17 protein-coding genes and 1 riboswitch are annotated in these 19,874 nt (G+C 51.9%); of the genes, 11 read left to right on the forward strand and 6 right to left on the reverse strand.

The annotated features are described in order from the left end of the window. The first annotated feature begins 22 nt into the window (after nucleotides 1–22). Together lipA and FW415_RS09490 are read left to right on the forward strand one after the other, a co-directional pair. Nucleotides 23–916 carry a lipoyl synthase gene (gene lipA / locus FW415_RS09485; RefSeq protein ID WP_148384149.1) on the forward strand — a complete coding sequence of 298 codons (894 nt, stop codon included), beginning with the start codon at nucleotides 23–25 and terminating at the stop codon, nucleotides 914–916. Between the two features lie 182 nt (nucleotides 917–1,098). Beyond that, nucleotides 1,099–2,034, forward strand: a complete 936-nt coding sequence (locus FW415_RS09490; RefSeq protein ID WP_148384151.1) for a phosphodiester glycosidase family protein — start codon at nucleotides 1,099–1,101, stop codon at nucleotides 2,032–2,034. Here the strand turns inward: FW415_RS09490 and FW415_RS09495 are convergent, their stop codons facing one another. Together FW415_RS09495 and FW415_RS09500 are read right to left on the reverse strand one after the other, a co-directional pair. Then, nucleotides 2,035–2,346 (reverse strand): SdpI family protein, encoded by a 312-nt coding sequence (locus FW415_RS09495; RefSeq protein ID WP_168208745.1) that lies wholly within the window; start codon nucleotides 2,344–2,346, stop codon nucleotides 2,035–2,037. Nucleotides 2,347–2,457: 111 nt separating this feature from the next. Further along, the gene (locus FW415_RS09500) at nucleotides 2,458–5,166 is read right to left on the reverse strand and encodes an AsmA-like C-terminal region-containing protein (protein ID WP_148384155.1); all 2,709 of its coding nucleotides are present in this window, start codon (nucleotides 5,164–5,166) and stop codon (nucleotides 2,458–2,460) included. 91 nt (nucleotides 5,167–5,257) lie between these two features. Between FW415_RS09500 and FW415_RS09505 the strand changes: the two genes are divergently transcribed. The 4 genes from FW415_RS09505 to FW415_RS09520 all read left to right on the forward strand — a co-directional run bounded on the left by FW415_RS09505 (nucleotide 5,258) and on the right by FW415_RS09520 (nucleotide 8,296). Beyond that, on the forward strand, nucleotides 5,258–5,851 hold the full coding sequence (locus tag FW415_RS09505) for a TrmH family RNA methyltransferase (protein ID WP_148384157.1): 594 nt from the start codon (nucleotides 5,258–5,260) through the stop codon (nucleotides 5,849–5,851). Between the two features lie 2 nt (nucleotides 5,852–5,853). After that, nucleotides 5,854–6,327, forward strand: coding sequence for a TlpA family protein disulfide reductase (locus FW415_RS09510; protein WP_148384158.1), 474 nt, complete (start codon nucleotides 5,854–5,856; stop codon nucleotides 6,325–6,327). Nucleotides 6,328–6,540: 213 nt separating this feature from the next. Then, a complete protein-coding gene (locus tag FW415_RS09515; protein WP_168208746.1) occupies nucleotides 6,541–7,686 on the forward strand; it encodes a sensor histidine kinase in 1,146 nt (381 codons plus the stop codon). Between the two features lies 1 nt (nucleotide 7,687). Then, nucleotides 7,688–8,296 carry a response regulator transcription factor gene (locus FW415_RS09520; RefSeq protein WP_148384162.1) on the forward strand — a complete coding sequence of 203 codons (609 nt, stop codon included), beginning with the start codon at nucleotides 7,688–7,690 and terminating at the stop codon, nucleotides 8,294–8,296. Nucleotides 8,297–8,351: 55 nt separating this feature from the next. Here FW415_RS09520 and FW415_RS09525 read toward each other — a convergent pair whose 3' ends face one another. The 3 genes from FW415_RS09525 to FW415_RS09535 all read right to left on the reverse strand — a co-directional run bounded on the left by FW415_RS09525 (nucleotide 8,352) and on the right by FW415_RS09535 (nucleotide 13,813). Then, nucleotides 8,352–10,727, reverse strand: a complete 2,376-nt coding sequence (locus FW415_RS09525; RefSeq protein ID WP_148384164.1) for a ribonucleoside-diphosphate reductase subunit alpha — start codon at nucleotides 10,725–10,727, stop codon at nucleotides 8,352–8,354. Between the two features lie 54 nt (nucleotides 10,728–10,781). Then, entirely contained in the window at nucleotides 10,782–11,756 is a 975-nt protein-coding gene (locus FW415_RS09530; RefSeq protein WP_148384166.1) for a ribonucleoside-diphosphate reductase small subunit, read from the reverse strand. Between the two features lie 118 nt (nucleotides 11,757–11,874). Continuing rightward, a riboswitch (cobalamin riboswitch) is annotated at nucleotides 11,875–12,079 on the reverse strand. Nucleotides 12,080–12,259: 180 nt separating this feature from the next. Next, nucleotides 12,260–13,813, reverse strand: coding sequence for a hypothetical protein (locus FW415_RS09535; protein WP_148384168.1), 1,554 nt, complete (start codon nucleotides 13,811–13,813; stop codon nucleotides 12,260–12,262). Between the two features lie 210 nt (nucleotides 13,814–14,023). On the opposite strand from FW415_RS09535, the gene leuC reads away from it, so the two are divergent. The 5 genes from leuC (at nucleotide 14,024) to FW415_RS09560 (ending at nucleotide 19,133) form a co-directional block, all read left to right on the forward strand. Beyond that, complete coding sequence (gene leuC, locus FW415_RS09540) at nucleotides 14,024–15,421, forward strand: 3-isopropylmalate dehydratase large subunit (protein ID WP_148384170.1); 1,398 nt, start codon at nucleotides 14,024–14,026, stop codon at nucleotides 15,419–15,421. A 38-nt stretch (nucleotides 15,422–15,459) separates the two neighbouring features. Next, entirely contained in the window at nucleotides 15,460–16,059 is a 600-nt protein-coding gene (gene leuD, locus FW415_RS09545; RefSeq protein WP_148384172.1) for a 3-isopropylmalate dehydratase small subunit, read from the forward strand. A 21-nt stretch (nucleotides 16,060–16,080) separates the two neighbouring features. Next, nucleotides 16,081–17,160 (forward strand): 3-isopropylmalate dehydrogenase, encoded by a 1,080-nt coding sequence (gene leuB / locus FW415_RS09550; protein ID WP_148384174.1) that lies wholly within the window; start codon nucleotides 16,081–16,083, stop codon nucleotides 17,158–17,160. Nucleotides 17,161–17,189: 29 nt separating this feature from the next. Next, on the forward strand, nucleotides 17,190–18,695 hold the full coding sequence (locus FW415_RS09555; RefSeq protein WP_148384176.1) for a 2-isopropylmalate synthase: 1,506 nt from the start codon (nucleotides 17,190–17,192) through the stop codon (nucleotides 18,693–18,695). A gap of 165 nt (nucleotides 18,696–18,860) precedes the next feature. After that, a complete protein-coding gene (locus FW415_RS09560) occupies nucleotides 18,861–19,133 on the forward strand; it encodes a hypothetical protein (RefSeq protein WP_148384178.1) in 273 nt (90 codons plus the stop codon). Here the strand turns inward: FW415_RS09560 and FW415_RS09565 are convergent. Beyond that, nucleotides 19,102–19,716, reverse strand: a complete 615-nt coding sequence (locus FW415_RS09565; protein WP_148384180.1) for a TetR family transcriptional regulator C-terminal domain-containing protein — start codon at nucleotides 19,714–19,716, stop codon at nucleotides 19,102–19,104. The genes FW415_RS09560 and FW415_RS09565 overlap by 32 nt on opposite strands. Nucleotides 19,717–19,874: the final 158 nt, after the last annotated feature.

The raw sequence follows: 19,874 nt of genomic DNA on the forward strand, positions 1-19,874 counted from the left end.
CTTATTAAAGAAAGGATTTGCGATGCAAGAATTACCCGTAATCGCGGCCGAACCGGCTGCGCCGAGAGTGAAAAAGCCCGACTGGCTGAGAGTGAAACTGCCGATCGGAGAGAATTACAGGCAGGTAAGGAACCTGGTAGACACTCATAAACTACATACCATCTGTGAAAGCGGCAATTGTCCCAATATGGGCGAATGCTGGGGTGCCGGTACGGCCACTTTCATGATCCTCGGAAATATATGTACCCGCAGCTGCGGATTTTGCGCGGTAGCCACCGGCAGGCCCGAAGCGGTTGACTGGGATGAGCCGCAGCGTGTTGCGGAAGCCATCTACCTGATGAAGGTGAAACATGCGGTGATCACTTCGGTGGACCGTGATGAGCTGAAAGACGGCGGTTCCATCATCTGGGCCAATACCATCAAAGCCGTTCGTGCCCTCAACCCGCAAACCACCATGGAAACCCTGATCCCCGACTTCAGGGGGGTATGGGAGAACCTGGAGCGCGTGATTGAAGTGGCCCCGGAAGTGGTATCCCACAACCTGGAAACTGTGGAGCGCATGACCAAACAGGTGCGCATACAGGCAAAATACCACCGCAGCCTCGAAGTGATCCGCCGCCTGAAAGCAGGGGGCATGCGCACCAAGAGCGGCATCATGCTGGGCCTTGGCGAAACAAAAGAAGAAGTGGTGCAGGCGATGCAGGACCTCTATGATAATGGCTGCGATGTAGTGACCCTGGGGCAATATCTCCAGCCCACTCCCAAACATCTGCCCGTTGTACGGTTCGTGCATCCTGATGAATTTGCGGAACTGCGCGAGATCGGCTATGGTATGGGGCTTGATTATGTAGAGGCCGGGCCGCTGGTACGCTCTTCCTATCATGCGGAAAAGCATATTTTCAGCGGACGGAAATAATATTTTCCCGGCAAGGGAAAGGACTATATCAAAAGTAAAGCAGACGGGACGGCGCAAGGCTTAAGCGAAACGCGCTCCCGCAGATACTGGCAACAGGTCGCATTACTTTTGAGATAGTCCTTTTTTTATGAAGATGTTGCAAAAGCTGCCGTAATTTAGCCCTGTTTATACGCTTTATTGATATGATAAGAAACATATTCTGCCTGCTGGCTATGCTGCCGGCGTTCGCCTATGGTCAGCTCCGCTGGCATCCTTCGGATATCCACAACAACGGCCTGCCCTCCTCCATGAAAGTTTATGAAACCACCGATTCCCTCGATGGCAAACCTTTCCGTGCATTTTACCTGGAAGCGGACCTGCGGGACCCTCAGCTGGAATTCGTGATGCGTACCGGCGATGGCAAACGTTACACTCCCGCGCAGTACGACAGCATCGAAGGGCCGGGAGTGCTGGCTGTCATCAACACCACATTCTTCTCTTTTAAAGACAACAGCAGCCTCAACCTGGTGATGCATAACGGCAGGGTGCTGGCCGTCAACCCGCTGTCATCCACCGTCAATAATAAAACCGTGTACACCACCCGCGGCGCATTCGGCATCAGCAAAAAACGGCAGGCGGACATTGCCTGGGTGTATAACGTCGGCCCCAAAAAACGCGCTTACGCCTACGATGTTCCCGTGACCCCGGAGATCAACGGCGCAGACACGGTGTATCGCCAGCCCGGCAAACGCTATCCCCGCGGTGCGCAACGCTGGAAGATGAAGGAAGCAGCAGGCGGAGGCCCTGTGCTGGTGCAGAACGGCCAGCCGTTCGTAACGATGAAGGAAGAAAGGATGGGCGGTGTAAAAGCCATGCACCCGCGCTCGGCCATCGGTTATACGGCGGACAACAAACTGATACTGCTGGTGATCGAAGGGCGGAACAAAGGCATTGCGGAAGGTGCTACACTGGAGCAAATGGCAAAGATCTTTACGGACCTGCATTGCGTGGAGGCCCTGAACCTCGACGGCGGCGGCTCTTCGGCCTTGTACGTGCATCATCAGAACACCATCAAGCCTTCGGACAAAGGCGGGCAAAGGCCCGTTCCCGCGGTGCTGGTCATTCGCAGAAAGTCCTGATCACTTGTTTCTCCTTTCCCCATCTTCGTCAAACACCTGCAGCAGATGCCACTCGGTTAGTCCCGTAAGCAGCAGCGCGCAAAAGATGACGGGAGAAACGGTGACATACAGGAAAATATCGGATTGGGTTTTGAAGACGATCCCGGCCAGCAGACCGAAAGGGATCAGGATACAGCCCATGATACGCGACACATAAGCGGCATACTGATTGGCTTCATCCCAAGTTTGCTTGTTGATCGTAGAGGAGAAAGTACGGTATCCGTACCACGTTTTCATGCTGCGTGGCGGGTACCTGCGGATCATGAATCCCATAAAAAGGAATAACAATCCTGCCAGGAGGCTGGCGTTACAGAAGGGGCTATGCAATATGCCGGTCATAATTAAAGCGTGACATGATCTGCCACGCTTTAATTACAAATAAGGTTATTGCTTTGTTGTGTCTTTTGTATTGTTTTTGCGGTTCAGCAGCCCTTTGAGTGTATTATTGAGCGTTTTCTCCGCAGCTTTGCCCGCATCCTGCAGCGGTTTGCCGGACCTGGTGCTGTCATCCCCGCCGAGCAGCTTGTTCTTCAGTTCTTCTTTGGCGGAAGACAATACCTGGTTCTTTACCTGTGCCAGGGAATCTTTTACCGTATTCTTCGCAGAGTCGATCTGGTTCTTCACCAGCGTGGCGGCCTGCATTTTCAGGTTGTTCACGGCATCTCCCGCCGCTTCTTTCAGGTCGGTCTTCAGTGAAGGTTTGGCAATGCTGCCGCCCATCAATACGTTGAGATGCACACTGTCCCCGATGTTCACCGGAATACCTTTGTTGCCGGCCTGCGTAACGAGATTGTTAACGAGCGCATTGCCCTGGCTGCCCATAAGGCTGCGGGGGAGCGCCAGCTGAATGGTATAGTCGAGGCTCTGGTCGAATCCATGGGAGCCGCCGATGAGCATATTCATATTGTTCAGCTTTACCCGGAAGGGGTTTACGCTCATGCGGCCGTTCGTGAATGCGAAGTAGTTTTTAATGTCTTTTATAGAAATGTTTTTCAACGAGTTAACGTTCAGCTGGTTCGCCAACTGGTCCAGCGGCTGGAATTTCTGCAGGAAGCCCTGGATCAGCAGCAGGTTCCCTTCGCCGGTGAGGGTATTCAGTACCGGCGACATATCTTCTCCCAGTTTTCCCGTCACGCTCATTCTGGAGCTGAGTTTCCCGCTGAGGAATTTGCCGATGGGCATCAGTTGCTGTACGGTGTTGAAAGCGTTGAAGGTTTGCTGCACATCCAGCTCCTTCACGTCATAAGTGAGGCTGATGGCAGGATGGGCCTTGTCTTCTTTGGTAGCGTATGTTCCGTCTATCTGCATGCTGCCCTGCAAGCCATTGGCTTTGATATTTTTCAGGGTAACGGTTTCATCGCGCAGCAGGAGGGTGCCGGACAATTGGGTCAGGTCCAGTTTATCATAATGCACTTTGTCTGCCTGCGCGTTGATCGTGAAATCGAGGTTGTTGGGCACGATGAACGGGCCGCTGGCTGTAGTGTCCGCCGCAGCGGGAGAGGCCGGCTCACTGCCGGTAGCCATCCATTTATCGAGATTGACCTGGTCTGCCTTTACATCCAGTCTGCCATTGAGCGGTTCGTTACGGAATGCGTAGGCAAGGAAGTTGTTCAATTCCCCGTTCGCGGAGAAATTGGTGCCGAGGTACTGCCCGTTGAATTGAGGAACGGTCACATTCTTCGGATTGAACTGCATGAGCAGTGCGGCAACTTTCAACCCATCGGGATAGTCGGCGCTGCGATAGAGCAGGTCTTTGACGGACAGGTTGCCGGATGCATCGAAGCTTTCATATTGCTGCTTTTCGACGGCGCTCATATAACCGCGGGCTTTAAGGTCGGCATCCAGCAAGCCGGTAAGGGACGTGCCTTTTTCGAATTTCACGAACTGGGATACCTTGCTGAGGTCCAGCCGTCCTTTTGCCGCAGCATCGAGATAAAGATCGGATACCGGTGTTTTGATCATCAACCGCATATCCACGGGGCTTTCATCCATTTCCAGGTGCGCCTGCGGAATGTCTACCAGGGTATGGTCCGGCACCCCGTCAGGATTGGTTACGTTCACCGTCAGCTGTATGTTCTTCACGGGCTTCGGCAGATCAGGGTACTGGAAGAACCCGTTCTTTACGCCGAGATGCAGTGCGTACGCCGGCATCTGATCGGCTGCGTAGGTGCCTTTTACAAAACCGTTGAACACGGCGGAGCCGCTTGTTTTGATCTTTGCGAAATCCTGCGTGAAAATGGATGGGATCAGCGAGAGGATGTCCTTGAAGTCGGTGGATGGCGCATCAAATTTGATGTCCATATTATAAGTACTGTCGTTCAGCAACTGGAAGAAGCCTTCAGACGTGAGTTTCAGGTTATTGACAGCGATTTTGTCCGTCTTGAAAGTATAAGTGCCGGTATTGTTATCAATATTGATGTCGGCCAGTATTTCGGCTTTGGTGTTGAGGAGATAGGGAATAAATCCGGAGGCAAAGCTGAGCGAGCCGGCGGAAGTAGTGGTCTGCAGCGTGAACTGATCCTGCGAAAAATCCCCTTTCCCTTTATGGTCCAGCTGCTCGATGGACAGGTGATAATGCGCCTGCCGGTCGCTGTACTTGAGCGTGGCGTTCTCTATGCTGTATTGCCGGAGGCTGAGGGAAAAATCACTGGCGGCGGTATCTTCAGGCGCTCCGCCGGCGGCGGTGGTGTCCGGTTTGGTAATATCCCAGTTGGCGCGGCCTTCTTCATCCACAATGGCGTATATACGTGGCTGTTGTACCGCTATGTTGTAGATATCGATATTGTCTCCTTTGATCACGCTCATGAGGTCCATGGCGAGGTCAAGTTTCCGGACAACAACGAGGGTATCTCCGTTGAAGTGCTCCACGCCCGTCACCTGCAATTCTTCCAAAGCAACGGCCAGCCGCGGGAAACGCCGCAGCAGGCTGATATCCACGTCTTTGAAATCTACTTTGGCGTTCAGGTTCTTGTTCAGTTCCGTTTTGATCTTTGCGATGATCTGGCCTTTGAAGAGATAGGGGATGGCTATCAGCAGTGCAATAAGCACAAGCAGGGTGATCCCGATACCCTTCAGTATCTTTTTTATGTTCATAGGAGCAATTTATTAAACTCCTGCTAAAGATAGTAATTCGGCTTGCCTAAACTTAATTTCTGCTAATTTTACCCGTAAATTAACAGATATTATGACACCGGAACGTAGAGAAAGGCTTTTGTCCGTATTGCACAAACGGCAGGCTGGCATTACCGTGGTACTGGAGAATGTGGAAGACCCTCACAATATCTCTGCTGTCATGCGCACTTGCGATGCGGTGGGCATACAGGACCTGTATGTGCTGACCACCAAGATCCCCCGGCACAAAAAATGGGGCGCCAAAAGCTCCTCCAGCGCCGCCAAATGGCTCAGTATTCACGCCTATACGGATGCGAATGAGATGATGGCGGAATTGCGCCGGCATTACGACAAGATCTACACCACTCACCTGGCCTCGGATTCGGTCAGTCTTTATGATATTGACTTCACCGGCCGTGTAGCCCTTATTTTCGGTAATGAGCACAGCGGAGTTTCCGATGAGCTGCGTACCATGGCGGATGGCAATTTCATTATTCCGCAGGTAGGGATCATCCGTTCACTGAACATTTCCGTGGCCTGCGCCGTAAGTATATACGAAGCGATGCGCCAGCGGCATGCCGCCGGTCAATATAACCAGCCCGATCTTTCCGAAGCGCGGCAGGCTGCGCTGCTGGAAGAGTGGGGATTTAAGGAAGAAGACCTTTGATCATGAAAAAACTGTTGCCCTTTTTGCTGTTTTTTTGCTGCCCTGCGTTTTCGCAGGAAGTAACACGCGTTCCGGTATCGGGACTGGACGCTTTGCTCCGTCATCCCGATACGGCACTGGTGGTGAATCTCTGGGCTACCTGGTGCGCGCCTTGTGTGAAGGAGATCCCGCATTTCGAGAAACAGGCAAAGGCACTGAAGGGGCAGCAGGTAAAATTCATCTTTCTCAGCCTGGACATGGAGGATGCCTATCCAAAGAAAATACAGCAGTTCATCCGCCGCCGGCAGCTGGATTCCCCGGTTTTCTGGCTGGATGAGCAGAATGCCAACAAATACGCCCGAACCATACATCCCCGTTGGCAGGGAAGCATTCCCGCCACCATTTTCATCAATACAGCAAAGGGATACCGGAAATTCGTGGAAGGAGAGATCAGTGAAGCCCGATTGAAAAAAGAGATCAGCAGCATGATGGAATGATCTTCTCCAACAAACGTGTCAATTCTGACTGTTGCCACTTGGAATAGTTAATAATTGCGTATCTTTCAGTTGATTACAGACACTAGATAAGTATTCCTATACAGAAGAAATATGAGAAAATTGCTTTCGGCAATTTCGGGCAGTAAGCATGTATTTACTTTAGAGCACCAGGTTTTCAACAGTACCAGTTTCGTTATCACCCTATTTGCATTGATGGCCTCAACAGGTAATTACCTGATCGGGCTAAATGCCTATACCATATGGCCGGGGTATATAGGGGGAGCGGCGTCTATCATTGTTTTTTACCTGACGAGGGTCAAAAAGATATTTACGCCGGTACTGGTGATCTTCTATGCAGGTGTGGCTGCCATTGTGATGTGCTTCCTTTATTTTGCCAACGGAGGGTCTTTCGGTACTATCCTGTACCTGATCGTTATGCTGCTGACCATCATGCAAATGGTGGTGCCGCCACGATTCCAGTTATGGCTGCTGTTCGGGTTGCTGTATTCGATCATCTTCATCCTGCTTGTGCTGGAGTATCTGCACCCCGACTGGGTGGTGCCTTACCATTCGCGCGCGGAGCGGTTGCTGGACCATGGTATCGGCATCCTGTACACCGTATTCTTCATCACTGTGGTGGTAGTGGTTTTCCGGCGCAGTTATGTACGGGAACGGAACCAGGTGAAGCAGCAGAATGAAGACCTGCTGGTGTTGAAAACAGAACTGGAGCAGTCCGTCAGGCTGGCCAATGAGCGTCATGAGCGGATACAGATCATTCTGCGGGAGTTGCATCACCGTGTAAAGAACAATCTGCAGGTGATCTCCAGCCTGCTGGCCCTGCAGCATAACCGTATGGAGGACAGTGCGGCCAGGGCGTCACTGGAAGCCAGCAGGACCCGTATTGAGGCCATGGCCCTTATTCACAAGGGGCTGTATCAGCATGAAGATGTGTCTGCCGTGGAGATCGGGCCTTACCTTACCTCATTGACCGGCTCTATTGCCAGCAGTTATGGATATGGCCCGGAGGAAGTGGGCATAAAATTGCAGCTGGAAGAGAAGTTGCTGGATATCGACCGGGCAGTGCCGATCGGGCTGATCGTCAATGAGCTGGTCAGCAACGCGTTCAAACATGCGTTTAAAGGCGTGGAGCAGCCGCGGATAGCGGTTTGGCTGACACAAAACGGGCAGGGCCTTGAGCTTGCGGTGGCAGACAATGGCACAGGGATACAACATCCTGATGATCTGCAAAAACCGGCCTCTTTCGGCATGAAGCTGGTGCGTACACTGGTGCTTCAGTTGAATGCACAGTTGCATATCGAGCAGAATAACGGTACAACATTTCGCATTGTAACAACATAACATGAACACTAACGCAACTATCCTGATCGTAGAAGATGAGCTGATCACAGCGGAAAGCATAGCAGAATTGCTGGCGCAGGAAGATTATGAGATCGCGGGTGTTACGCCAACAGCTGCGGGCGCGCTGGACATCTGTGAAGAAAAGCGGCCGCATGTAGTGATCTGCGATATCAATATCAAAGGAAATATCAATGGGCTGGAACTGGCCAAACAGTTGAAACGGCTCTACCAGTGCGAGGTCATTTTTCTGACTGCCTACACAGATGCGGCCACTATTCAGGCCGCCGCTGCCACCGTGCCGGTGATGTACGTGGTGAAGCCTTTCAGTGACGCACAGTTGCTGGCGGCTGTGCAGATGGCCTTTCACAAGCTGTATTTCAAGGCAGAAAGCGAAGCAGAGGTGCCCGCGGGGGTAAAGGTGCAGCTGAGCGACCGGGAAATGGAGGTGGTACAGCTGGTGGCGCAGGGGCTTTCCTCGAAGCAGATCGCGCAACGTTTGTTTATCAGTGAAGAAACCGTGAAAACACATCGCCGGCGCATGCTGCACAGGAACAATATTGCCAATTTCCCGCAGCTGATCTACCAGCTGGGGCTTCGGGAGAAAGCATAACGAAAAAGGCCTGAGCGCTTCCACGCCCAGGCCTTCTTTTATCTAAAGTTGACAATTATGCGCTGCAGGTTACGCAACCTTCTTCCATGGTGCATACCGCGCCTTCCGGAACTTCCAGCTCCATGGAGCCTTCGGCCGGGGCCACAACCGGCACCATGTTCTGCCCGCCCTGTTTCTCTACCGTGAACTGAACGGCTTGTGTAGCCGCCTGTGTGCGGAGATAGTACATGCCTGTTTTCAGCCCTTTCTTCCAGGCATAGAAGTGCATGGAGGTCAGTTTGGAGGCAGAAGGCGTGTCTACGAACAGGTTGAGCGACTGCGACTGGCAGATGAATGCGCCGCGGTCCGCTGCCATGTCTATGATCGTACGCTGCTTGATCTCCCAAACGGTCTTGTACAGTTCCTTGATGTTGGAGGGTATCTCTTCGATCTGCTGGATGGAACCGTTCGCTGCGATGATCTTGTTCTTCATGTCGTTATCCCAGAGGCCGAGCTCCACCAGGTCTTTCAGCAGGTGTTTGTTCACTACCACGAACTCACCGCTCAGTACGCGGCGGGTGTAGATGTTGGAAGTGTATGGCTCGAAGCATTCGTTGTTGCCAAGTATCTGTGAAGTGGACGCTGTGGGCATCGGCGCCAGCAGCAGGGAGTTGCGGATGCCATGCGTTTTGATCTCCGCTTTCAGTGAAGCCCAGTCCCAGCGCTCTGAAGGCGTTACGCCCCACATATCATATTGCAGGATGCCTTTGGAGGCCGGTGAGCCGGGGTATGATTCGTAGTGCCCGTCTTTTTTCGCCAGGTCTTTTGAAGCGGTCAGGGATGCAAAGTAGATGGTTTCAAATATCTCTTTGTTCAGCTTTTGCGCCTGTTCGCTTTCGAAAGGATAACGCAGCAGGAAGAACGCATCCGCCAGGCCCTGAACACCCAGGCCGATAGGGCGGTGGCGCAGGTTGGAGGTACGTGCCTGTTCTACCGGGTAATAGTTCTGATCGATGATCACATTGAGGTTGAGCGTAGCCTGGTAGGTTACTTCATACAGCTTCTGGTGATCGAACTTGCCGTCGATGACAAAACGGGGCAGGGCCAGTGATGCCAGGTTGCATACGGCTACTTCATCCGGAGAGGTATATTCGATGATCTCTGTGCAGAGGTTGGAACTTTTGATGGTGCCCAGGTTCTGCTGGTTGGATTTGCGGTTGGCGGAATCCTTGTACAGCAGGTAAGGCGTACCGGTCTCGATCTGCGCATCCAGGATGGCGAACCAGAGGTCCTGCGCTTTCACGGTCTTGCGGGCGCGGTTCTCCTGCTCGTATTTTTCATACAGCTGCTCGAACTCTTCGCCCCAGCAATCTGCCAGGCCGGGTGCTTCATGGGGACAGAAAAGGCTCCAGGTGCCGTTGCTTTCCACGCGTTTCATGAACAGGTCGGGCATCCACAGCGCGTAGAAGAGGTCGCGGGCGCGCAGTTCTTCTTTACCGTGGTTCTTGCGGAGGTCCAGGAATTCGAATACATCGGCATGCCAGGGTTCCAGGTAGATGGCGAATGCGCCTTTGCGTTTGCCGCCGCCCTGGTCCACATAACGCGCTGTATCATTGAATACGCGCAGCATGGGGATGATACCGTTGGAGGTGCCGTTGGTGCCGCTGATGTAAGAACCGGTAGCACGGATATTGTGGATGCTCAGGCCGATGCCGCCTGCGCTCTGGGAGATCTTCGCGGTTTGCTTCAGGGTATCGTAGATACCGTCAATGCTGTCTCCCTGCATGGTGAGCAGGAAGCAGCTGCTCATCTGCGGTTTGGGCGTACCGGCATTGAAGAGGGTGGGCGTGGCGTGTGTGAACCAGCGCTCGCTCATCAGGTTGTATGTTTTGATGGCGGAGTCGATATCCTCTTTGTGAATACCCACGGCTACGCGCATGAACATATGTTGCGGGCGCTCGGCGATCTTGCCGTCTATCTTCAGGAGATAGGAGCGTTCCAGTGTTTTGAAGCCAAAGTAGTCGAATGCAAAATCCCGGTCGTAGATGATGGTGGAATCCAGGATATCCGCGTTCTTGCGGATGATGTCCCATACTTCATCGCTCAGCAGGCCGGCGGGTTTGCCGGTTTTCGGATCGATGTATTCGTACAGCTTCTTCATCGTTTTGGAAAACGACTTGATAGTATTTTTATGGAGATTGCTCACCGCAATGCGGGAGGCAAGCTGTGCATAGTCCGGATGCTTGGTGGTGAGGGAAGCGGCGGTCTCTGCGGCCAGGTTATCCAGCTCGGTAGTGGTAACGCCATCGTACAATCCCTGGATCACTTTCTTCGCTACATCTATTGAATCTACATAATCAGGCGCCATGCCGTAACACAGTTTCTCTACCCTTGCCGTGATCTTGTCAAATTTGACAGACTCCTTTCTGCCGTCTCTTTTTATAACGAACATAGTGTAATGAATTTAATGGGTGATGAATATATTGAGGTGTATTATCTGCTTTAATTAAAAATCTTCGTCGAGGCTGAAAGTGTTGTTGGTGTCCTTGTTGCCCATTACACCTGATTTCTGGTAGTCGCCCACCCGTTTTTCGAAGAAGTTGGTTTTGCCCTGCAGGGATATCATTTCCATAAAATCGAAGGGATTGGTGGCATTGAATACTTTTTTATAGCCCAGTTCACCGATCCAGCGGTCTGCCACAAATTCGATGTATTGTTTCATCAGTTCGCTGTTCATACCTATCAGGGCTGCGGGCAGCGCATCGGTGATGAATTCTTTTTCGATCGTCACGGCATCGAGAATGATCTCATGCACTTCTGTTTCGGAGAGTCTGCCATTCAGCATGCGGTAGAGTTCGCAGGCGAATTCGCAGTGGAGCCCTTCATCACGGCTGATCAGTTCATTGGAGAACGTAAGGCCGGGCATGAGGCCGCGTTTCTTCAGCCAGAAGATGGAGCAGAAGCTGCCGCTGAAGAAGATGCCTTCCACCGCCGCGAAGGCTACGAGGCGTTGGGCGAAAGTGCCGTTCTCTATCCAGCGCAGCGCCCATTCGGCTTTCTTTTTCACGGCAGGTACGGTATCAATGGCGTGGAAAAGCCGGTCTTTCTCCGCCGGGTCTTTTACGTAAGTATCGATCAGCAGTGCGTATGTTTCAGAGTGAATGTTTTCCATCATGATCTGGAAACCGTAGAAGCAGCGGGCTTCGGGGATCTGTACTTCGCTCATGAAGTTCACGGCCAGGTTCTCGTTCACAATACCGTCAGATGCGGCGAAAAATGCCAGTACATGCGAAATGAAGTGGCGTTCACCATCCGTCATGTTCGCCCAGTCTTTCAGGTCTCCGGAAAGATCGATCTCCTCCGCGGTCCAGAAGCTGGCTTCATGGCGTTTGTAATGTTCCCAGAGCTTGGGGTAGTTGATCGGCAGCAGTACAAACCTGTCCTTGTTCTCCTTTAATAAAATCTCGTTCTCGTTACTCATACAAATTTTTTATACGGTTAGCAGGGTGTGTAATGAGACGCGGGGCTGACGGAAGATAGCTTTCCATATAGTGATACGGTGAGGGTCACTTTCGCCATAACCTTAGTCGCGAAGGTTTCGACAATAACGTTGTACTGGCAGGTCTCCTGGCTTTCCCCGGCCGGATTGGCCTTCCCGCCCCCGAAAGGGCAGTGGCATTGGAAACATCCGGCATCCAAGAACTAGGGGATCACAGTAGCGCGTCTGCTCGTGAATTCCACACGATTCCCTATTAATTCATATTCCGTTACATCGGAAAAGAAGCCAGAACAACGAAGTCAAGAACTGATGCAAATGTAATGATCGAAGACAGGCGATACACCCAAAAGTTACTCACGGGTGTGGATAAAGAAAGTGGATATTTTAGAGATGTAGCAGGGTGGTGGAATACGGACTTTTGCACAGGTTTATGCAGATGTATGGTATGAAGTTTATATTAAATGTGTTAAAAAACTGGCATGGAATTATATCCGGGGGACCTTATGGAGGAATTTCTGCCGTATCACCTCCTGCACCGGTATGCCTTCGATCTTGCTTTCCAGCCATGACACGATATCCAGGTAGAGGTAACTCCTTCTTTCGTAGGGATTTTTGGCGATCAGCTCCAGCCTGCCTTTCAGTTCAATGAAAGCGGTGCGCAACGCTTTGGGGTGTGCGTACATGTTCTTCCTCAGGAACTTCAGGATCTCTTCCATCACCAGGCTAAGGTCTTTATGCTTTGCAATGAAGTGATATACAGACTTGATGAGGTATTCCACCAGGCTGTAGTTTTCCAGTTCATAATGCGCGATGAGGTGAAGGATACGTGCAAAGCACTGGATATCAGCCCGCAGATTGCCGATCCGCAGATGGATGATCTTGTTCAGATACACGATGGCATTGTTGTTGTCCCCGCTGCCGAAGTACAGGCAGGCGATCTTGTAGTAGAATACCAGTACGCGGTGCTGGTCTACCGTCAGCTGATGCTCGGATATTTTTTCTTCCACTTCGGCCACCAGTGCCAGTCCTTCCGAGAAAGTACCATCCAGGAAGTGGCGGTTGATCTTGCCGGTGTAGAGGTACACGAAAGCGGAGGTGCGGGTGTTCTCGTTGAGGGTCTCTTCCTTTTCGGTGATGAACTGCTCCATGACGGACAGCACTTCAATGAACTTCTCATGGTTCATGGTGTGGAAATGCGCCGTGAGCAGGTTATGCAAAGCCTTGATATAGAGGTCCACATCCGATTCCTTCAGCGTGGGATATTCCGCGAACAGGTCCACCCACTTCTGGGTGTGCCGGTAATACATGACAAAATCCTGCAGGATATAATAATACCAGCAATAGGCCTGGTAAAGATAACTGCGCTCGTAGAAGCTCATGGTATGCGTAGCCTGTACGGGCAGGTTGGAATCGAAGAAGCTTTTGAGGATATGCACATCCTTCTCATCGCGCGCGTGGCCGAGCTTCAGGTACATGCCGTACATCCGGAGGGCCAGGGAGGAGAGTCTGCTCACGTTGTTGAGCTGGTCGTTGATCCGGCGGGACTCGTCGCTCAGTTCATCCGCGCGATTGTCCAGACTGCGGGTGATATGCCGGGTTTCGATCAGTTTTTCGAATTCCACGATCTCGAAGAACAGCATTACTTCCTCCTGCTCGCGGGCGCTGACCTTTGCTTTGCCCAGGATCTTCAGGCTTTGCTGGTAGAGTCCTTTGTTGTACAGCACCCGTGCATAATCCAGCTGCTCCCGCAGGTCTATCAGCGGGTCTTTGGTTTTGTACAGCAACCGCAGGGTGGTGAGGAGATGTTTGTATAAATGGGCCTTGACGTTGCTTAACTGTTGTTTCTTGATGGCCGGGACCTTCTTCAGCACCTGTTCCTCATCATACTCCTTCATTTTGTCCAGCGCCTGGAACAGCTGTATGAACAGCACGTCCTCTTTGGTATTGTCCCGGTTGAATGCCAGCTGGAAATTTCGTTTTTCGGCTTTGGTAAGCGTTTTAATCAGTATGAAGAGCGCATCGTTCTGCGAGTTGGGCATCGTTGTTGTAAGATTTTAATCTATTGATTTTCAATAAATTAATGGTTATACGGATCAGTTGCGAATCGTAATAATGGCAAATTTAACGATCTGTGGTTTAAATGTGTCAATTAGATTTGAAGATGCAAATGAACGGGAAATGCAAAGATAAGGCTGAATTTGAAACGTTTGGCCTGATAGTGAAAGAAATACGCATTAAGCAGATTACGTATGGGCAAAACATTATTTGACAAGATATGGGATAGCCATATTGTGGCGAGCAAGCCGGGATTTCCGGACGCGGTGTACATCAATACCCATTTTATTCATGAAGTGACCAGTCCCCAGGCTTTTGACGGCCTGCGGAAGCGCAACATACCGGTATTCAGGCCGGGAAAGACCCGGGCTACGGCGGACCATAACGTCCCTACGCTGGACCAGCACCTGCCTATCCGGGAGGCGCTGAGCCGCAAGCAGGTGGAAATGCTCACGCAGAACACCACCGAGTTCGGGGTGGAGCTGTACGGGTTGGGGCACCGCTACCAGGGGATCGTGCATGTGATAGGGCCGGAGTTGGGGATTACCCTGCCGGGCATGACCATTGTGTGCGGGGACAGCCACACTTCCACGCACGGGGCCTTCGGGGCCATTGCTTTCGGCATCGGCACCTCGGAGGTGGAGCAGGTACTGGCTACCCAGTGCATCCTGCAATACCGTCCCAAGCGCATGAAAATAGAAGTGAACGGACAGTTGAATAAAGGGGTGGTATCGAAAGACATCATCCTGTACATCATTTCACAGATATCCGCCTCCGGCGCCACCGGCTACTTTGTGGAATACGCCGGGGAAGCCATCCGGAGCCTGAGCATGGAAGCGCGGATGACCATCTGCAACATGAGCATTGAAATGGGGGCAAGAGGCGGATTGATCGCACCCGATGAAACCACCTTTTCGTATATCAAAGGCCGTGAGTTCGCCCCCGAAGGAGAAGATTGGGACAAAGCCCTCGCTTACTGGAAAACATTGCAGACGGACGCCGGTGCGGAATTTGATAAAGTGCTGACGTTCGATGCGGCAGACATCGAGCCGCAGATCACCTACGGCACCAATCCCGGTATGGGTATGGGCATTACGCAGCACATCCCTTCGCTGAACGAGGTGGAAGAAAAAGAAAGGCCTTCGTTCTCCAAATCGCTGCAGTATATGGACCTGGAGCCGGGTAGCCGCCTGCTGGGCAAAAAAGTGGATTATGTGTTCATCGGCAGCTGTACGAACTCCCGCATTGAAGACCTGCGTATGGTGGCCGAATTTGTGAAAGGAAAGAAAAAGGCCGATGATGTGGTGGTCTGGATCGTGCCGGGTTCCAAACAAGTGGAAGCACAGGCCATTGCCGAGGGGATCGACAAGATATTCGAAGCGGCAGGTTTCCAGCTCCGGCAGCCGGGATGCTCCGCCTGCCTGGCTATGAATGAGGACAAGATACCCGCCGGCAAATATTGCGTTGCCACCTCCAACCGGAACTTCGAAGGCCGCCAGGGGCCGGATGCCCGCACCTTCCTGGCCAGTCCGCTTACCGCCGCCGCCGCAGCCATTACCGGCAGCGTAACGGATGTGAGAGCGATGATATGACAGCTGATGGCGCATTTTTTGTGTTTTAATTGTACGACATGGACAAGAAATTTCATAACCTGGTATCCTCCGTGGTACCCCTGCCCATAGAAAATATAGATACCGACCAGATCATTCCGGCCCGCTTCCTGAAAGCGACCACCCGGGACGGATTTGGGGAGAACCTGTTCCGCGACTGGCGTTTTGATGCAGCAGGCCAGCCGAGAAAAGACTTCGCGCTGAACAATCCGCTGTATAAAGGACGCATCCTGGTAGCCGGAAAGAACTTCGGCTGCGGCTCCTCCCGGGAGCATGCCGCCTGGGCCATCGGCGATTACGGGTTCAAAGCAGTGGTGAGCAGCTTCTTTGCAGACATCTTTAAAAACAACGCGCTGAACAACTTCATCCTGCCCGTGCAGGTAAGCGAAAGCTTCCTGGTAAAGATATTTTCCGCCGTGGAGAAAGACCCTGCGGCGGAACTGGAAGTGAACCTGGAAGAGCAGTACATCCGCATACAGGCCACCGGTGAGCAGGAAACTTTCGACATCAATCCATATAAAAAGACCTGCCTGCTGAACGGTTATGACGATATTGACTATCTGTTGAGCCTCAGCCGGGAGATCAACGCTTACGAAGCCACACGCCCTTTCAATTTTTAAAAAATATATCAGAACGCATCAATGGGAGTCACAAAGAAAATACTCGTCATACCCGGAGACGGGATCGGACAGGAAGTAACAGCCTGGGGAAAGAAAGTGCTGGAAGTCATCGCAGCGAATTACAAACATACTTTTTCGTTTGATGAAGGTATCATGGGCCATGTAGCCATTGAAGCCACCGGCAACCCGCTGCCGGATGAAACGCTGGACAAGGCGCGCGCCAGCGATGCCATCCTTTTCGGCGCCATCGGCCACGCAAAGTATGATAATGATCCTACCCTGAAAGTACGCCCCGAGCAGGGCCTGCTGAAGATCAGGAAAGAGCTGGGCCTGTACGCCAATCTTCGTCCCATCAAACTGTTCGACGACCTGCTGCATGCCTCCAGCATCAAACCGGAGATATTGCAGGGCGCGGATATCCTCTTTTTCCGTGAATTGACCGGCGACGTATATTTCGGGGAAAAGAAAAGGAGCGAGGACCGTTCATCCGCTTCCGACCTGATGATCTACCACAAATACGAAGTAGAGCGCATCGCCCGCAAAGCCTACGAAGCCGCCCGCAGCCGCCGCAAAAAGCTCTGCTCGGTAGACAAGGCGAACGTGCTGGAAGCTTCCCGCCTGTGGCGCGAAGTAGTGCAGGAGATAGCGAAAGATTATCCCGATGTGGAAACAGAGCATATGTTCATCGACAATGCCGCCATGCAGCTGATCAAAGATCCCAAACGTTTTGACGTGGTGCTGACCGGCAACCTGTTCGGCGACATCCTCACCGATGAAGCCTCACAGATAGCAGGCTCCATGGGCATGCTGGCATCCGCATCTGTTGGAGATACTATCGGGTTCTATGAACCTATCCACGGCTCCGCGCATGATATCACCGGCAAAGGCATCGCCAATCCGCTGGCCTCTATCCTGTCCGCCGCCCTGCTGCTGGATATTTCATTCGGACTGAAAGAAGAATCGCAACGCGTGATCCGGGCCGTGGACGCTACGCTGCGCCAGGGATTCCGGACCATGGACATTGCCAATAAACATACACCCAATGAACTGTTGCTCGGCACAGATGCCATGGGCACCAAAGTATTGGAAAACCTGAACTGATAACCTACTAACTCGAAATTCATATTACCATGGACAACAATCGTGTTTACGTTTTTGATACAACCCTTCGCGATGGCGAACAGGTCCCCGGTTGCCAGCTGACGACCGTTGAAAAGATCGTGGTGGCCAAAGAGCTGGAAGCGCTGGGTGTAGATGTGATCGAAGCTGGTTTCCCGATCTCCAGTCCGGGTGACTTCCAAAGCGTTGTGGAAATATCGAAGGCTGTTTCTGAACCCGTGATCTGCGCGCTCACCCGTGCCAATACCGCAGATATAGACGCTGCCGCTGCTGCGCTGAAGTACGCCAAACGCAAGCGTATCCACACCGGTATCGGTGCGTCGGACATGCACATCAAATATAAATTCAACAGTACCCGGGAGAACATCCTGGAACGTGCGGTAGAAGCGGTGAAGTATGCCCGCAAATTTGTGGATGATGTGGAGTTCTATGCAGAGGATGCCGGTCGAGCTGACAATGCCTATCTCGCCCAGATGATTGAGGCCGTGATCGCCGCAGGCGCTACCGTGGTGAACATCCCGGATACCAACGGTTACTGCCTGCCCGAGCAATACGGCGCAAAGATCAAGTACCTGGTGGACCATGTGTCCAATATCGATAAAGCCATTATTTCCGTACACTGCCATAACGACCTCGGCCTCGCCACCGCCAATACCATGGCCGGCATCATCAACGGCGCCCGCCAGGTGGAATGCACCATCAACGGTATCGGTGAACGCGCCGGCAATACCTCGCTGGAAGAAGTGGCCATGATCCTGAAAACGCATCATGCCCTCGGATATACCACCGGCATCAACAGCAAACGCATCTACGAGATCAGCAATCTGGTGTCCAATATGATGCGCATGCCCGTGCAGCCGAACAAGGCGATCGTGGGCCGCAACGCCTTCGCGCACAGCTCCGGCATTCACCAGGACGGTGTGCTGAAGCACCGCGAGAACTACGAGATCCTCAATCCGGAAGATATCGGCCTGCAATCCAACGCCATCATCCTCACCGCGAGAAGCGGCCGCCATGCCTTGAAGCATCACCTGGAAAGGCTGGGGTACAAGGTAGACAAAGTGAACCTGGATGATGTGTACACCCGCTTCCTCGAAATGGCGGACAGCAAAAAAGAGATCGAAGATCATGATCTGCTGACATTGATGGGTGATGGTGCCGCCAGCAATTATGACGACAAGGGCATCAAGGTAACTTTATTGCAGGTCGTATGCGGTGATCCCCTGCGCCCGATGGCCACCATAAAACTGAAGATCAACGGTGAGGAGAAAGAAGCCAGCGCCGCGGGGAACGGTCCCGTTAACGCAACGATCAATGCCATTCACAATATTATCAACGACGATATTACCATTGATGAATTTTCCATCCAGGCTATGCGCGGAGGTAGTGAAGATGTAAGCAAAGTGAACATGCGGGTGCGGCATGATGGAAAATCCTATTATGGTTTCGGTTATTCCACGGATATCGTGAATGCGAGTGTGCATGCTTATGTGGATGCGCTGAACAAGATCTTTTGATTTTTTAAGGTTTGTAAAGGGGACGCTGCCTTGGGGGACCGGGGCAGCGTTTTTTTTTGCTGTAGCGGTGAATTAGTTATTGCGTAACATGGTTAATGCAGAAGGTTGCGTATATTAGTTCCCGATTTCGAGCCTGTTATTTTGCCAACCAAAACAACCCGTACTATGTATCTCTTGTCATTGAATGTTATCTACCCCGTACTGGGCTGGGTGGGTACGCTTGCCTATCTGCTGGCCTACTTTCTGCTAAGCGTGAACAAGATCAATGCGCGTCAGCTGATCTACCATGCATTGAACGCGGTAGGTGCAATAGGGCTTACCGTCAATGCATTGCACTACGCAGATCTGCCTAATGTAGTGGTCAACCTCGTGTGGGGGCTTATTGCGATCATTGCGTCCATTGCCCTTACCCGGAAGAAGAAGAGGAAACCAAATTGAGTTGCTGTAAAGCCAGCCCTTTATACTGTGCCAGTTTTTGTTTGTACTCCTTTTTGTTGCTGACCAGGCTCAGGTAATAATAAGCGCCGTCAACCATCACAAAAATGGTGTCTGCAACCCCGGCAGGATCTTTTACCTTGAGCACGCCCTGTTGATTGCATTCCTCTATCAGCGCCCTCAGGTTTCCACGCAGGGTATCCAGCAAAACTTTGTAGCTCTCTTTTACCTTTTTGTCCCGGAAGACCAGTGAATAGCAACTGTAAGCTACACTGTCATCGAACAGCAGGTTCCATTTGTGCGAGAAGATATTGTTGATCACCTTCAGCAGCTTTTTGCCGGGATCGTGCTTGTAGGCGGGAGGTGTTTTGAAGATCAGCAAATACTGGTCGAGGATATACTCAATAAGCCCGTAAACCAGGTATTCCTTGGTTTTAAAGTAGTGAATGACCAGGCTGGGGTTGATGTTGATGAGCGCAGCCGTTTTGGCTATAGAGGCGTTTTCGAGCCCTTCTTTTTTCGCGATCGTATAAAAAGCCTCAATAATTTCTTTCTGTCTGGATTCCTTGATGCTTCTCCTTCCCATAAATAGTGCTATTCGCTGATTTCCGGCAAATATAGCATTCCCGGTTCAATGTTGTATGCCCGTTTAATAAATGTGTGTTGTAACGGCAACTTTTGCACAAAAAAATACAAACGTTTGCATGGCCGGGCGAAACGATTAAATCCATTTCTGTAGAGTAT

The sequence above is a fragment of the Chitinophaga sp. XS-30 genome (assembly GCF_008086345.1).
Classification (GTDB): Bacteria; Bacteroidota; Bacteroidia; order Chitinophagales; family Chitinophagaceae; genus Chitinophaga.